Origin of the sequence: Haloprofundus sp. MHR1 (assembly GCF_005155585.1) — an archaeon.
In the GTDB taxonomy this organism is placed as follows: domain Archaea; phylum Halobacteriota; class Halobacteria; order Halobacteriales; family Haloferacaceae; genus Haloprofundus; species Haloprofundus halophilus.
In genome coordinates this window covers 1,222,784-1,237,652 of the sequence record NZ_CP039833.1, presented here as the reverse complement: position 1 = coordinate 1,237,652, position 14,869 = coordinate 1,222,784, and the positions used below count along the sequence as shown (strand labels likewise).

Here is a 14,869-nt window from a genome sequence, read left to right as displayed (position 1 = left end):
GGGATTTCCGTCTGCCAACCGAGGCGTTTAACAGCGGTCCGGGGAGTAGACTCCGACGAGAATGCCCAGTGGAGCATACGACCCGGAGGCCACGGAACGAAAGTGGCAGGAGCGGTGGCTCGACGAGGAGACGTACGACTACGACGACGCCGCGGTAGACGGGGATACGGTCTTCTCCATCGACTCGCCGCCGCCGACGGTGTCGGGGAGTCTCCACTGGGGCCACGTGTACGGTTTCACGCTACAGGATTTCGTCGCCCGCTTCGAGCGGATGCGCGGCGAGAACATCTTCTTCCCGTTCGGCTACGACGACAACGGCATCGCCTCCGAGCGACTAACCGAGGACGAACTCGGTATCCGGCACCAGGATTACGAGCGCCGCGAGTTCCAACAGCTCTGCCGCGAGGTCTGCGCTGAGTACGAGTCGGAGTTCACCGAGAAGATGCAGGCGCTCGGCATCTCCATCGACTGGGACCGGACCTACCGGACCATCGAGCCGCGCGTCCAGCGCGCCTCGCAGCTCTCCTTCATCGAACTGTACGAACAGGGCCGCGAGTACCGCCAGCGCGCCCCCGCCATCTGGTGTCCCGAGTGCGAAACCGCGATTTCGCAGGTCGAAACGGAGGACGACGAACAGCCGGAGTCACTTCCACGACATCGAGTTCGAGGTGACCGACTCCGACGAGTCGTTCGTCATCTCGACGACGCGGCCGGAACTCCTCCCGGCCTGTGTCGCCGTCTTCGTCCACCCGGACGACGACGACAACCAGCACCTCGTCGGCGAGGAGGCGACGATTCCGCTGTTCGGTCAGTCCGTCCCGATCATCGCCGACGACCGCGTCGACATGGAGACGGGGTCCGGTATCGTCATGTGCTGTACGTTCGGCGACCAGAACGACATCGAGTGGTACCAGGCGCACGACCTCGACCTCCGCATCGCCATCGACGAGTCCGGCACGCTGACCGAGGTGGCCGACGAGTACGCCGGCCTCGACCGCGACGAGGCCCGCGAGGCCATCGTCTCGGACCTCGACGACGCGGGCGTCCTTCTGGACCGCCGCAGCATCACCCACGTCGTGAACGTCCACGAGCGCTGCGGGACGAGCGTCGAGTTCCTCGTCACCGAGCAGTGGTACATCAAACTGCTCGACAAGACCGACGAGTATCTGGAGGCGGGCCGCCAGATGGAGTGGTTCCCCGAGAAGATGTTTACTCGATATAAGAACTGGATAGAGGGACTGCAGTGGGACTGGTCCATCTCCCGACAGCGCTCCTCGGGGATTCCGTTCCCCGTCTGGTACTGCGCGGAGTGCGACCACGAGGTCATCGCCCGCAAGGAGGACCTGCCGGTCGACCCGCTGTCGGACGACCCCCCGGTCGACGCTTGTTCGGAGTGCGGCCACGACGGGTTCGTCGCCGAGGACGACGTGTTCGACACGTGGGCCACCTCCTCGCTGACGCCGCTCATCAACGCCGGCTGGGACTGGGACGCCGAGAGCGAGGAGTACGCGATGGAGCGCCCCGAGATATACCCGTTCGACGTGCGCCCGCAGGGCCACGACATCATCTCCTTCTGGCTGTTCCACACCGTCGTCAAGTGTTACGAGCACACCGGCGAGGTGCCATTCGACTCGGTGATGATCAACGGGATGGTGCTCGACGAGAACCGCGTGAAGATGTCCAAGTCGCTGGGCAACATCGTCTCGCCCGACGAGGTGCTCGACGAGTACCCCGTCGACGCCGCGCGCTACTGGGCCGCCGGCAGCGCCGTCGGCGACGACCTACCGTACAACGAGAAGGGCATCGTCGCGGGCGAGAAGCTCCTGCGGAAGCTGTGGAACGCCTCGAAGCTCGTCGACAGCCTCACCCCCGACGGGCGACTCGACGAGCCCGACGACCTGCGGGCCATCGACCGCTGGCTGCTCGCGGAGATGGACGACACCGTCCGATTCGTCACCGAGAAGCTCGAAGCCCGGGAGTTCTCGAAGGCCCGAGACCACCTCCGGAGCTTCTTCTGGCACACGTTCTGCGACGACTACCTCGAAATCGCCAAAGAGCGCGACGACGAGTCGGCGGCGTACGCGCTCCAGACGGCGCACCGACGCTTCCTGAAGCTGTTCGCGCCGTTTCTCGCGCACATCGCCGAGGAACTGTGGCGCGAGATGTACGACGACCGCAGCGTCCACAACACCGAGTGGCCCGAACCGCTCGGCCTCGACGCCGACCACGAGGCCGGCGAGACGGCGATGGCCGTCGTCGGCGCGCTCCGCAAGTACAAGAGCGACGCACAGTTGTCGCTGAACGCGTCCATCGACACCGTCGACGTGTACGGTAACGTCGCCGGCTTCGAGGAGGAGATACAGCGGGTGATGCACGTCGAGTCGCTGTCGACGCTCGAAGAAGAACCCGAAATCGAGTCCGTCGTGACGGGCATCGACCTCGACTACTCCGTCGTCGGCCCCGAGTACGGCAGTCAGGTTCCGGATATCGAAGCCGGACTGGAAACCGGCGAGTACGAACTCGGCGAGAACTCGCTCTCGGTCGCGGGGCTCGAACTCGACTCGGAGATGTTCGAGGTCGACCGCGAGCGCCGGTACACCGGTGAGGGCGAGATGCTCGAAGCGGGCGACGCAATCGTCATCGTGCGGAACTGAGTCGGGCGCGTCTCACTCTTGCATCCGGTTTCGCTCCCGTTTCGCTCCCGTTTCTCTTCCCGCCTCTTCTTTCGGTGTCGGAGCGCGCAGAACCTCACCTCACTTTTTTCCTGCCGTCCGACGACTGTGAACGTGTGACCGTCGCTCCCGCTCCCGACGAGATTTTCGACCGGGCGGCCGAAGAGGGCGCCCGACGCCTCGACCAGTCGCTGCTCGAACTCGTCTCGACGAGTTTCATCGCCGGGTTCACCATCGTCTTCGGCCTGGCCGCGCTCGGCATCGTCCGCGCGGCGGTCGGACCGGGGCTCGGCCACCTCGCCGGCGCGCTCGCCTTCGGCGTCGGCCTCGTGTTCCTCATCGTCGGCCGGGCAGAACTGTTCAACGAGAACTTCTTCGACCCCGCGGCGAAGGCGGCCCTCGACCCCGACTCGTGGCTTATCGGGCCGCTCCTTCGGCTGTGGGTCGTCACGTTCACGTTCAACCTCGTCGGCGGTGCCCCGTTCGTGTTCCTCCTCTCCGTCGACGGCGCGCTGCCGGCGGGCTCGGCGGAGGCGCTGAGCACAGTCGCCGAGGAGATAATCCACCGCGGGACGGCCGCCGAGTTCGTGAAAGCGTTCACCGGCGGCGCGCTCGTGACCCTGCTGTCGTTTCTCCTACAGGGCGTCAACAGCGTCGGAAGCCGTATCTCCCTGGCCTACATCGTCGGCGTCCTGTTGGCTTTGGGCCCCTTCGACCACGTCATCGTCACCGTGCTGCACGTGCTGTTCGGCATGTTCTTCGGCGTCGATATCGGCCTCGGTGCGCTGGCGGCGACCACGGCCGTGGTCACGGCGGGTAACCTCGTGGGCGGACTCGGACTCGTCACCCTCACCCACGTCGCGCAGGTGAGAGGCGCGCGCGAGGCCGGCGACTGAATCGGACGCCGCGCGGCGCTGCTCCTTCAGCGGTCGACGCCGACGGCCGCTTCGACGCTGTCGAAACCGTCGCGTTCCAGCAACTCCAGCAGCCCCGCGTTGATGTCGCGGGCGACGCTCGGCCCCTCGTAGACGAGCGCCGTGTACAACTGGACGAGACTCGCGCCAGCGCGTATCTTCTCGTAGGCCCCCTCCGCATCGGAGACGCCGCCGACGCCGATTATTGGAACACTGGTTCGGCGAGCGACGAACCGTATCATCTTCGTCGCGCGGTTCTCGATGGGTTTCCCGGAGAGGCCGCCGCGTTCGGCCCGGTTCGGGTTCCGCAGCGAGGCGGGTCGCTCCGTCGTCGTGTTGGTGGCGACGACACCGTCGAGGGACAGGTCGTCGACGACGGCGAGCGCCTCTTCGATAGCCGGTTCCGGCAGGTCCGGGGAGAGTTTGACGAGCAGCGGCGACGCGCCGGCGTCCGCGAGTCCGCCGAGGATACGCTCCAGGGACTCGCGGTTCTGGAGGTCGCGGAGTCCGGGCGTGTTCGGACTGGAGACGTTGACGACGAAGTAGTCGCCCGCGTCGGCGACGCGTTCGTAGGTGTACAGATAGTCGTCGGCCGCCTCGGTGAGCGGCGTCGACTTCGACTTCCCGATGTTGATGCCGACGGGTACGTCCGGGAGCTCTCCCGATTCGAGTCGCTCGCCCACCGCGTCGGCCCCGTGGTTGTTGAAACCCATCCGGTTGACGATGGCCCGGTCCTCGGGGAGACGAAACATCCGCGGACGGGGGTTTCCGGGTTGGCGCTCGGCGGTGACGCCGCCGACTTCGACGTGGCCGAAGCCGAGGGCGGCGAGAACCGAGGGAATCTCGGCGTTCTTGTCGAAGCCGGCGGCGACGCCGACGGGGTTGGGGAACGACTCGTCGAACAGGTCCACGCGCAGACGGTCGTCGTCGACGGTGTACCGACGCGCGAGAGCGTCCTCCACTCGGGTGTGTTGTACGGCGCGGAGCAAACGGTGGGTGGTTCGGTGGGCCGTCTCGGGCGGCAGCGCGAACAGCGCCGGTTTCGTCGCGTCGTACAGTCGCATCGTGCGTACCCTGTCGACGCTGGCGCATTAATCCGCCGGACGCGTCGCTCGACGGGTGGGCTCATCGAGAATTGGACGCTCTCAGAAGTCGTGTTCTACTTCGTCCGGGTCGGCTTTCTGGATGATGATCTTGTTGTCGCGGACGCGGACGAACACTTCGTCACCGATCTCGAGACCAGCGACCGCGAGTTCGTCTTCGTGGAGGTTCACGTGTACGTTGTGGTATTCGCCGTTTTCGTCTTTGGCACCACTCGGGCTGAGCTTCTTTTTCCGAACCATCGCGGTTGTCTACTCGAACTTCGCCGTAGGATATACATAAGTGTTGTCTCACCGCGCCTCGCGTGCGCGCGAGCGAAAAACACGACACAGAGGCGGAGTATTCGGCGACGACGATGGTCGACCCGCCACTAATCGCCAGCACGCTCGGGGATAATATTTAACAGTTTCGTCGGATAGTGCTCATTTAGCCGATATATTTATATCGGACCGTGCGTTCGGTTGCCATGGAGAACAGAAAACCATGGTACGTGAAGACGGTAAACGCAATTTTGCCCTTCGAGATACGAGTGGAACAGAGTCGAGCGTGTTCTCGGGTAACACCCCCCGACAAGCGGCGTTGAAGGCCGCGAGGCGGCTCGAACCGGGGAGTTCCGAGGAGGACGCCGACCGGACCGAGCTCCGGCTCCGAGAGAAGGGGACGGACAAGGTCCACATCTACGACGGGTGGGCGTGGAACGAGACCGCACCCGACAACAAACCCGACTGGATGCCCGACGACATCACCGAGGCGAACGTCTCGAAGAAGGGCATCGAACACATCGAAGAGTAGGAGATTCGCCGTCCGGACATCTTTTGAAGCCGCTGCTCTCCGACAGGATTTTTTATCGCGTGCTCAGAGGCACAACTGCGCGGCTACCACTCGACCAGACCGCACGTACGATGCGTGGGATGACCGGTCGACCTCCTGCCGTGCGACACTCCTTTCGGAGTCACGTCGCCGTTCGACACTCTCGCGTGTCTCTGACTCTCTCGCGGTGTGAAACCGCATGACGGGGAGCACTCGGTTCGACGGTCTTTTATGTGACCCTGCCGTTGCCGGTAATGCGAAGGTCGCCCCCGACAGGGCGGCCGGGGTTGCCCCGAAGTCGTGCTCTGCACGAACCCTGTGGCAGTCCCGAGACGACGCCCTTATATGCTAAGGGCGTTCACGTCGAAGTACGCTCAGGTCGTCGCCGGATATCGATTTGGTGACGACCGGCATCCGATGCCCTTAAGTGTATCAGGGCATTCGGAGGTAATGCGGAAAGACAAGACACGATGCGATTGCGAGGCCGTTCAACTCGGCCATCAATCGTGGACTGGTCGAAGCGAATCCGACGGGTTTATACCCGCGAATCGCTTTGACTCAGGTCCGAAGGAAATGAGGATTCCGCCCCTGCGGTCCGCCGTACAGACGGAATCTGATGTGAGCCAACGTAGTTCGGTGACACCCGACCGACCGACGGTCCCGTCGCCGAACTCGGACCATGCAATACCTATAACGGTGATTCGCTCTCGTCAGAGAGCAAATCCCGCCACCCCCTGACCCATTCGGGTCAGGAACATTCCGGTTGATCCTGCCGGAGGTCATTGCTATCGGGGTCCGATTTAGCCATGCTAGTTGTACGAGTTCAGACTCGTAGCGGATAGCTCCGTAACACGTGGCCAAACTACCCTACAGAGAACGATAACCTCGGGAAACTGAGGCTAATAGTTCATACCGTACCCACGCTGGAATGCCGAGTACCAGAAACGCTCCGGCGCTGTAGGATGTGGCTGCGGCCGATTAGGTAGACGGTGGGGTAACGGCCCACCGTGCCGATAATCGGTACGGGTTGTGAGAGCAAGAACCCGGAGACGGAATCTGAGACAAGATTCCGGGCCCTACGGGGCGCAGCAGGCGCGAAACCTTTACACTGCACGACAGTGCGACAAGGGGACCCCGAGTGCGAGGGCATACAGTCCTCGCTTTTGTGAACCGTAAGGAGGTTCACGAATAAGAGCTGGGCAAGACCGGTGCCAGCCGCCGCGGTAATACCGGCAGCTCGAGTGATGACCGATTTTATTGGGCCTAAAGCGTCCGTAGCTGGCCGCGTAAGTTCATCGGGAAATCCATCCGCTCAACGGATGGACGTCCGGTGAAAACTACACGGCTTGGAGCCGGAAGACCCAAGGGGTACGTCCGGGGTAGGAGTGAAATCCCGTAATCCTGGACGGACCGCCGATGGCGAAAGCACCTTGGGAAGACGGACTCGACAGTGAGGGACGAAAGCTAGGGTCTCGAACCGGATTAGATACCCGGGTAGTCCTAGCCGTAAACGATGCCTGTTAGGTGTGGCACCCACTACGAGTGGGTGCTGTGCCGTAGGGAAGCCGCTAAACAGGCCGCCTGGGAAGTACGTCCGCAAGGATGAAACTTAAAGGAATTGGCGGGGGAGCACTACAACCGGAGGAGCCTGCGGTTTAATTGGACTCAACGCCGGACATCTCACCAGCATCGACAGTAGCGATGATCATCAGGTTGATGACCTCTATGTTGAGCTACTGAGAGGAGGTGCATGGCCGCCGTCAGCTCGTACCGTGAGGCGTCCTGTTAAGTCAGGCAACGAGCGAGACCCGCATCCTTAATTGCCAGCAACACCCCCGGGTGGTTGGGTACATTAAGGAGACTGCCGTGGCTAACACGGAGGAAGGAACGGGCAACGGTAGGTCAGTATGCCCCGAATGTGCTGGGCAACACGCGGGCTACAATGGCCGGGACAAAGGGTTCCAACCTCGAAAGAGGACGGTAATCTCAGAAACCCGGTCGTAGTTCGGATTGTGGGCTGAAACTCGCCCACATGAAGCTGGATTCGGTAGTAATCGCATTTCAGAAGAGTGCGGTGAATACGTCCCTGCTCCTTGCACACACCGCCCGTCAAAGCACCCGAGTGAGGTCCGGATGAGGCTTTCACACGAAAGTCGAATCTGGGCTTCGCAAGGGGGCTTAAGTCGTAACAAGGTAGCCGTAGGGGAATCTGCGGCTGGATCACCTCCTACTGACCCGTGACCAGGCCGACGCGCCTGGCACACCTTTCATTGCACGCGTCCGAGATCGCCGACGACCATCGCTCGGTCGGGCACCTCAGAACTACGTTGGCTCCACAAAGACGCTCCCAGCTCTCGACTCAATTCGGTCGACGACTGGGAGTGGGCCCATAGCTCAGTGGTAGAGTGCCTCCTTTGCAAGGAGGATGCCCAGGGTTCGAATCCCTGTGGGTCCATCACTCGGAGTGAATCGAAGACCGTGTCCCTTAAGTGGGAGACGCCACTCGATTCAACTCCGAAGCAAGACCGATGCACCACCCCGTGCAAGCGCGGGTGGGAAGGGTTGAACACGTGACCATTCACTCCGGCACGTGTCATGAAACCGTGTGTACGTGCAATCCAGACGTCCACTGGACCCGTTCGATTGACTCGAACGGATTACAGTGTCCATCACTATACCATCGTATGGCTACTTTGCCATCTGGTGGATAGCTCGGCTCGAGAACCGAAGAAGGACGCGCCAAGCTGCGATAAGCCTCAGGGAGCTGCATGGAAGCCAAGAACTGAGGATCTCCTAATGGGAATCCCTTCACAATTGCCTTTGCGCAATGGGGAACGTCGGGAACTGAAACATCTTAGTACCGACAGGAAAAGAAAGCAAACCGCGATGTCGTTAGTAACGGCGAGTGAAGACGACACAGTCCAAACCGAAGCCCTCACGGGCAATGTGGTGTTCGGACTGACCACCATCGACCAATCATCGACGAGAAGTCTTCTGGAACGAAGCGTGATACAGGGTGACAACCCCGTATCGTCGACGAGCGGTCGTGGGTCAACTCCAGAGTAGCGGGGGTCGGATATCCCTCGTCAACATGGCTGGCATCCTCAGCCAAGACTAAACATTCCTCGAGACCGATAGCGAACAAGTAGCGTGAGCGAACGCTGAAAAGCACTCCGAGAAGGACCGTGCAATAGAGCTTGAAATCAGGTGGCGATGGAACGACGGGGCATGAAAGGCCCCTCAACAAACGACCCGGAAGCGATTCCGCAGTAGGACTTGAGGGGAGCCGATGTCGCGTCGTGCGTTTTGAAAAACGAACCAGAGAGTGTACCTATTCGGCGAGTCTAACTCGATTATCGAGGAAGGCACAGGGAAACCGATACGACCGCAGCCTCACGGCCAGGGTCACCGTCTTCAAGGGCGGGGAGCCGAGTGGGTACGACCCGAAACCGAGTGATCTACACGGGGGCAAGGTGAAGCGTGGCGAAAGCCACGTGGAGGCCTGTTAGAGTTGGTGTCCTACAATACCCTCTCGTGACCCATGTGTAGGGGTGAAAGGCCCATCGAACTCGGCAACAGCTGGTTCCGACCGAAACATGTCGAAGCATGACCTCAGCAGAGATAGTTCGTGAGGTAGAGCGACCGATTGGGAGACCCGCCTCCGAGAGGAGTCGGCCTCCCTGTCAAACTCCGAACTTACGAACGTCGTAGAAGCTGGGAGTCCGGTTTGCGGGGTAAGCCTGTGAACCGTAAGGGAGACAACCCAGAGCTGGGTTAAGGACCCAAAATGTGGACTAAGTGCAATCGAAGATAGTCTCGAGCCCTAAACAGCCGGGAGGTGAGCTTAGAAGCAGCAACCCTCTAAGAAAAGCGTAACAGCTTACCGGCCGAGGTTTGAGGCGTCGAAAATGATCGGGGCTCAAGTCCACTTCCGAGACCCGGCGGTACTCTTACAGAGTAATCCAGTAGGTCGGCACTCTGAGCGGGTGGAAGCACGGGTGAGAACTCGTCGTGGACCGCTCAGTGACGAAAATTCTGGTCACAGTAGCAGCGAGAGTCGGGTGAAAACCCCGACGGCCTAATGAGCAAGGGTTCCTCGGCACTGCCAATCAGCCGAGGGTTAGCCGATCCTAAGTCCCACCGTAACTCGAATGGGACAAAAGGGTAACTGGTTAATATTCCAGTGCTATCACCACTCAAAGTCGACGCCTGGGGGTAGATCGAGCCGGACAGTCGTCCGGTCGAATCACTAAACTCCGTGGAAGCCGTCATGGCACGAAGCGGACGAACAGTGAGACAGCGAAAGTCGATCCAACCTCGGGCCCGTGAAAAGACGAGCGTGATACTCGTACCGAGATCCGACACAGGTGCTCAGGCGGAGAAAGCCAAGGCCTGTCGGGATAACCGACGTTAGGGAATTCGGCAAGTTAGTCCCGTACCTTCGGAAGAAGGGATGCCTGCCCCTCACAGGGCAGGTCGCAGTGACTCGGACGCTCCAACTGTCTAGTAACAACACAGGTGACCGCAAATCCGCAAGGACTCGTACGGTCACTGAATCCTGCCCAGTGCAGGTATCTGAACACCTCGTACAAGAGGACGAAGGACCTGTCAACGGCGGGGGTAACTATGACCCTCTTAAGGTAGCGTAGTACCTTGCCGCTTCAGTAGCGGCTTGCATGAATGGATCAATGAGAGCGTCACTGTCCCAACGTTGGACCCGGTGAACTGTACATTCCAGTGCGGAGTCTGGAGACCCCCAAGGGGAAGCGAAGACCCTATAGAGCTTTACTGCAGGCTGTCGCTGAGACGTGGTCGCTGATGTGCAGCATAGATAGGAGCCGCTACACAGGTACCCGCGCTAGCGGGCCACCGAGGCGCCATTGAAATACTATCCGTCAGTGACTGCGACTCTCACTCCGGGAGGAGAACACCGGTAGCCGGGCAGTTTGACTGGGGCGGTACGCGCTCGAAAAGATATCGAGCGCGCCCGAAGGTTCTCTCATTCGGGTCGGAAACCCGAAGAAGAGCGCAAGAGCAAACGAGAGCCTGACAGTGACATTCCCAACGAGTGTCGCTGACACGAAAGTGTGGTCTAGCGAACCGACGAGGCCCATAGATGGGGCCCGTCGATGACAGAAAAGCTACCTTAGGGATAACAGAGTCGTCACCGGCAAGAGCACATATCGACCCGGTGGCTTGCTACCTCGATGTCGGTTCCCTCCATCCTGCCTGTGCAGAAGCAGGCAAGGGTGAGGTTGTTCGCCTATTAAAGGAGGTCGTGAGCTGGGTTTAGACCGTCGTGAGACAGGTCGGCTGCTATCTATTGGGGGTGCGAGGTATCTGACGTGAACGATCGTATAGTACGAGAGGAACTACGATTGGTTGCCACTGGTGTACCAGTTGTCCGACAGGGCAGTTGCTGGGCAGCCACGCAACACGGGGTAAGAGCTGAACGCATCTAAGCTCGAAACCCACATGGAAAAGAGATACCACCAAGGTCACTCGTAGAAGACGAGTTCGATAGACTCGGGGTGTACGCAACGAGGCAACGAGTTGTTCAGCCCGCGAGCACTAACAGACCAGCCATCACTCATACCGCATGGGTATAGAGGTTTTCAGACGCTGCATTCGTTCGACCGTCGAACGGGTCCAGGCGTTTACTGGATTGCACGTACAACACGGTTCGAGTAAGCCCAAGACATTCGTCTTGCAAGACCGACTTTGGAAGCGAGAACGGTTCGACTCCGTTCGTCGGCGTTAAGGCGGCCACAGCGGTGAGGTAACACCCGTACCCATCCCGAACACGGAAGTTAAGCTCACCAGCGTGAACGCAACTACTGGAGTGCGCGAGCCTCTGGAAACACGTTCTCGCCGCCTACCACTCATACTTCATCCACCACCCGCAGAGCGATAGCACCGCTCCGCGGGCGTTTCTATTTCGAACAGTTGTGGTTATATTCCGCCGCGGCTGAATACAATCATCAGACCACCGGCACACTTATCTTTCTATCCCGCATGACATGTATTAGTAACATCTCTATGAGTGACTCGTCGACACCGTCGGCCGTCCGTTCGGGACTCCACCTTCGAAGAGCCGAGGACGAAGCGCCGCTACCGTCGACGCTGACCCGAACGCCGTCGGTCGACGTCGTCGCCGTACTGACAGAGACGACGCCCGACGAGTGGCTCGACCGGTGGCGAACGGAGGTCGGTCCGGAACCGGCGGGACAGACGATTCTCGCTATCGACGAGACCACACGGAGCACGGCGGCTTCGACGCCGAGTCCCTCGGTTTTCGGCGGTACCTCTCTGACGAACACGTCTGCGCCGGTCTCACCCGAGGTCGTCGCCGACACGCTCGAGACCGCACTCGCGCGACCCGCGTCGGAACGACTGCTGTTCGTCTGGATTGAGTCGCTGACGCCGCTTTTGGAGGGTAACTCGGCGACTCCGTTGCTGCGGACGCTCCACAAACTCGCCGAGCGCGACACCGTGCTCGGAATCTGTCACGCGGAGGACGGCGCCGTCGACGCGTCCGTCGCCGAGCTGTTCGACAGCGTCGACATCGCCGAGCCGATATCGACCCGAATCGACCGGCTTCGGGCGGAGAACCCGACGAACTTCGGGTATCTCCGCCGACACTGGCGAGACGCCAAACGCGCAATCGAGCAGTCGACCCGAAGCTATCCGCAAGCCCGACAGCTCCACGCTGGACTGGGAGAGACCGAGACGACGCCGCAGAGCCTCGGCGTCGCGCTGCAAGCGCTCGTCGAACTCGGCGTCATCGAACTGTGGAACGACACCGTCGGGTCGAACCGCTACGACCTGACGACGTACGACGCCGAGCTACTCGGTGCGGTCGGCGAGTCGCTGTCGAGGACAGACGAAAGCGGGTAACTACGACCCTGTCGAGGGCGCGCGAAGCGACTCCTCGACGACAGTTCCGTCCGGGTCGAGCGTCACTGTTCCGAGAGACACCGTCTCGCCGGTCGGTGTCGACGTCGAGATGTCGCGCAGCACCGTCTCTTGGTCGAGTCGCTCCCAGACGACGCGTTCGACCAGCCGCTGGAACTCCTCGGGGTCGGTCCACCCCGAGTCGATGTCGGAGGGAACGCGGACGACGAACTGGAGGTCGGTCTCGGTGACGTGGATGCCGACGCCGAACGTATCGCTCATGGGCGGTCGTTCGTCGGAGAGACACAAAGAGCCGTTGAACGCCCTCGATGCGCGGCGAAGGTGGCCGGCCGTCTCCGAAGGCGCGTGTACGACAGTTTCACGCACACGCGACGCGGGTAGAACGGTTTTTGGGCGTCGCTCCGCCAGAACGACCAATGAGTTACAAGATCGGCCTCGTGGGCAAACCCTCGGTGGGCAAATCCAGTTTCTTCAACGCGGCGACGATGAACGACGTTCCGGAGGGCGCGTACCCCTTCACGACCATCGACCCGAGCATCGGCGAGGCGTACGTTCGCGTCGACTGCGCAGCACCGGAGTTCGACGAGACGTGTACCCCGAACACGGGATTCTGCAGCCACGGCACCCGCTACGTCCCGGCGAAACTCGTCGACGTGGCCGGTCTCATCCCCGGCGCGCACGAGGGGAAGGGCCTGGGCAACCAGTTTCTCACCGACCTCAACGAGGCGGACGTGCTCGTCCACGTCGTCGACTTCTCCGGGGAGACGGACATCGAAGGCGAGGCGACCGAGGGCCACGACCCCCGCGACGACATCGACTTCCTTGAGGACGAACTCGACATGTGGTACCTCGAAATCCTCGAGAAGGGAATCGAACGCTACCGGGGCGGCTACGACGGCGACGAGAAACACATCGAAGAAGACCTCGCAGAGCAGATGAGCGCGTTCAAAATCGACAAAGACCGGATGAAGCAGGTCATCCTCGCGGAGGGGCTCGAACTCGACCCCGAGACGTGGGACGCCGACGAACGCGAGTCGCTGGCCCGCGAGATTCGCAAGCGGACGAAACCGATGGTCATCGCGGCGAACAAGATGGACAAACCCGTCGCTCAGTCGAACTACGAAGAGGTCACCGCCGACCCCGACTACGACCACCTCACGTTCGTCCCCGCGAGCGCGCACGCGGAGAAAGCACTGAAGAACGCAGACGAAGCGGGTATCGTCGAGTACGACGCTGGCGATGCCACCTTCGATATCGTCGGCGACGTCGCCGGAACGCAGGACGTTCCGGCTGGCTCGCGGGACGGAAACCGTCCCGCGAACGTCTCCGAGGAACAGGAGGCGGGCCTCGAACAGATTCGGGAGTTCGTCGAGGCGTACGGCGGGACCGGCGTGCAGGCCGCGCTCGAAGCCGCCCTCTTCGACGAGCTCGGTTGTATCGCCATCTTCCCCGGCAGCGCCAACGGCAAGAAAGACGAGAAAGGCGTCTTCCGCGACTGCTTCATCCTCCCCGAGGAGTCGACGACGGAGGACTTCGCCTACCACCTCCACTCCGACATCGGCGACGGGTTGCTCCACGGCATCGACTGCCGTAGCGGTCGTCAGATCGGTTCGGGCCACGAGCTCGGCCACCGCGACGTGGTCGAGATACTCACGACGAACTGAGCGCTCCGACGTGAGCGGTCTGACGCCGGCGGCGAGAATCGGTCGAATCGAGCGGGCGAAGATACGAACCGACCACCTGTGAGCCGAACGAACTATCTTCCCGCCGTCGAATTACTCGGTCGATGGTGCGCAAGCAACTGGAATCCGCTCGCGCAGCCCCACTCCAGGAGGTGTTGGACGCCCTGGACGACCCCGACTGTCGGACTATCGTTCGGCAACTCGACGATGCCATGACCGCACGACAGCTCTCAGACGCCTGCGACATACCCCTATCGACGATGTACCGCAAACTCGAGCGCCTCACCGACGCGTCGCTGCTCGACGAACAGACCGAGATTCGAAGCGACGGCCACCACACCACCTGGTATCGGGTGTCGTTTCAGTCGGTCGAAATCGGCTTGGACGAGAGCCGGCAGTTCGAGGTAGTGATAACCCGGCGCCCGCAGTCCGCCGACGAGCGGCTCGCAGACCTGTGGTCGCAGGTCCGGAGGGAGACGTGATCGACCCGACCACGCTGAGTCCGCTCGTCGTCGCGCTCAAGACGCTCACCCTCGTTCTCGGCGGACTCATCACCTACTACGCGTACAAGGCGTACCGACGGACCGGGGCGGTGGCGCTTCGACTGCTCGCCATCGGGTTCGGTATCGTCACCCTCGGGTCGTTGCTCGCGGGCGCCGCAGACCAGGTGCTCGCGACCGATCAGATGTACGCGCTCGTCGTCGAAAGTGGACTCACCGCCGTCGGATTCGCCGTCATCGTCTACTCGCTGTACGTCGACTGAATCGGCCGAGTG

Annotated in this window: 9 protein-coding genes, 1 tRNA gene, 3 rRNA genes and 1 pseudogene; 11 read left to right on the top strand and 3 right to left on the bottom strand. The window is 61.5% G+C overall.

Annotated features, from left to right (window positions below):
- Positions 1 to 61 precede the first annotated feature (61 nt).
- Together FCF25_RS06200 and FCF25_RS06195 are read left to right on the top strand one after the other, a co-directional pair.
- Positions 62 to 2,654: pseudogene (locus FCF25_RS06200) on the top strand (valine--tRNA ligase).
- A 134-nt stretch (positions 2,655 to 2,788) separates the two neighbouring features.
- Entirely contained in the window at positions 2,789 to 3,568 is a 780-nt protein-coding gene (locus FCF25_RS06195) for a formate/nitrite transporter family protein (RefSeq protein ID WP_137047719.1), read from the top strand.
- A 26-nt stretch (positions 3,569 to 3,594) separates the two neighbouring features.
- Here the strand turns inward: FCF25_RS06195 and FCF25_RS06190 are convergent, their stop codons facing one another.
- Both FCF25_RS06190 and FCF25_RS06185 read right to left on the bottom strand, forming a co-directional pair.
- Positions 3,595 to 4,650, bottom strand: coding sequence for a quinone-dependent dihydroorotate dehydrogenase (locus FCF25_RS06190; RefSeq protein ID WP_137047717.1), 1,056 nt, complete (start codon positions 4,648 to 4,650; stop codon positions 3,595 to 3,597).
- Between the two features lie 81 nt (positions 4,651 to 4,731).
- The gene (locus FCF25_RS06185) at positions 4,732 to 4,929 is read right to left on the bottom strand and encodes an AbrB/MazE/SpoVT family DNA-binding domain-containing protein (RefSeq protein ID WP_117593990.1); all 198 of its coding nucleotides are present in this window, start codon (positions 4,927 to 4,929) and stop codon (positions 4,732 to 4,734) included.
- Positions 4,930 to 5,170: 241 nt separating this feature from the next.
- Between FCF25_RS06185 and FCF25_RS06180 the strand changes: the two genes are divergently transcribed.
- The 6 genes from FCF25_RS06180 to FCF25_RS06155 all read left to right on the top strand — a co-directional run bounded on the left by FCF25_RS06180 (position 5,171) and on the right by FCF25_RS06155 (position 12,394).
- The gene (locus tag FCF25_RS06180; protein ID WP_117593992.1) at positions 5,171 to 5,479 is read left to right on the top strand and encodes a non-histone chromosomal MC1 family protein; all 309 of its coding nucleotides are present in this window, start codon (positions 5,171 to 5,173) and stop codon (positions 5,477 to 5,479) included.
- 774 nt (positions 5,480 to 6,253) lie between these two features.
- Positions 6,254 to 7,726: ribosomal RNA gene (locus FCF25_RS06175) — 16S ribosomal RNA — on the top strand.
- A gap of 154 nt (positions 7,727 to 7,880) precedes the next feature.
- Positions 7,881 to 7,952, top strand: a tRNA-Ala gene (locus tag FCF25_RS06170).
- A 224-nt stretch (positions 7,953 to 8,176) separates the two neighbouring features.
- Positions 8,177 to 11,092 (top strand): 23S ribosomal RNA (locus tag FCF25_RS06165).
- 163 nt (positions 11,093 to 11,255) lie between these two features.
- Positions 11,256 to 11,377 (top strand): 5S ribosomal RNA (rrf, locus tag FCF25_RS06160).
- The 16S, 23S and 5S rRNA genes sit together here with 1 tRNA gene alongside, the layout of an rRNA operon.
- A 159-nt stretch (positions 11,378 to 11,536) precedes the next feature.
- The gene (locus FCF25_RS06155; RefSeq protein WP_137047715.1) at positions 11,537 to 12,394 is read left to right on the top strand and encodes a hypothetical protein; all 858 of its coding nucleotides are present in this window, start codon (positions 11,537 to 11,539) and stop codon (positions 12,392 to 12,394) included.
- On the opposite strand, the gene FCF25_RS06150 is transcribed toward FCF25_RS06155, so the two are convergent.
- Positions 12,395 to 12,673: a hypothetical protein gene (locus FCF25_RS06150; RefSeq protein ID WP_117595270.1), complete on the bottom strand. Its 279-nt coding sequence runs from the start codon at positions 12,671 to 12,673 to the stop codon at positions 12,395 to 12,397. It lies immediately after the preceding gene.
- A 155-nt stretch (positions 12,674 to 12,828) separates the two neighbouring features.
- Between FCF25_RS06150 and FCF25_RS06145 the strand changes: the two genes are divergently transcribed.
- The 3 genes from FCF25_RS06145 to FCF25_RS06135 all read left to right on the top strand — a co-directional run bounded on the left by FCF25_RS06145 (position 12,829) and on the right by FCF25_RS06135 (position 14,857).
- The gene (locus tag FCF25_RS06145) at positions 12,829 to 14,076 is read left to right on the top strand and encodes a redox-regulated ATPase YchF (RefSeq protein ID WP_137047713.1); all 1,248 of its coding nucleotides are present in this window, start codon (positions 12,829 to 12,831) and stop codon (positions 14,074 to 14,076) included.
- A gap of 122 nt (positions 14,077 to 14,198) precedes the next feature.
- The gene (locus tag FCF25_RS06140; protein ID WP_117595268.1) at positions 14,199 to 14,576 is read left to right on the top strand and encodes a helix-turn-helix domain-containing protein; all 378 of its coding nucleotides are present in this window, start codon (positions 14,199 to 14,201) and stop codon (positions 14,574 to 14,576) included.
- Positions 14,573 to 14,857: a hypothetical protein gene (locus FCF25_RS06135; protein ID WP_232819756.1), complete on the top strand. Its 285-nt coding sequence runs from the start codon at positions 14,573 to 14,575 to the stop codon at positions 14,855 to 14,857. Before FCF25_RS06140 ends, FCF25_RS06135 begins: the two co-directional genes overlap by 4 nt.
- Positions 14,858 to 14,869 lie beyond the last annotated feature (12 nt).

Excerpts from the sequence above, each read along its gene's own strand:
- FCF25_RS06190 (WP_137047717.1), bottom strand. The coding sequence starts at position 4,650 with ATGCGACTGTACGACGCGACGAAACCGGCGCTGTTCGCGCTGCCGCCC.
- FCF25_RS06185 (WP_117593990.1), bottom strand. The coding sequence starts at position 4,929 with ATGGTTCGGAAAAAGAAGCTCAGCCCGAGTGGTGCCAAAGACGAAAAC.
- FCF25_RS06180 (WP_117593992.1), top strand. The coding sequence starts at position 5,171 with ATGGTACGTGAAGACGGTAAACGCAATTTTGCCCTTCGAGATACGAGT.
- FCF25_RS06155 (WP_137047715.1), top strand. The coding sequence starts at position 11,537 with ATGAGTGACTCGTCGACACCGTCGGCCGTCCGTTCGGGACTCCACCTT.
- FCF25_RS06150 (WP_117595270.1), bottom strand. The coding sequence starts at position 12,673 with ATGAGCGATACGTTCGGCGTCGGCATCCACGTCACCGAGACCGACCTC.
- FCF25_RS06145 (WP_137047713.1), top strand. The coding sequence starts at position 12,829 with ATGAGTTACAAGATCGGCCTCGTGGGCAAACCCTCGGTGGGCAAATCC.
- FCF25_RS06140 (WP_117595268.1), top strand. The coding sequence starts at position 14,199 with ATGGTGCGCAAGCAACTGGAATCCGCTCGCGCAGCCCCACTCCAGGAG.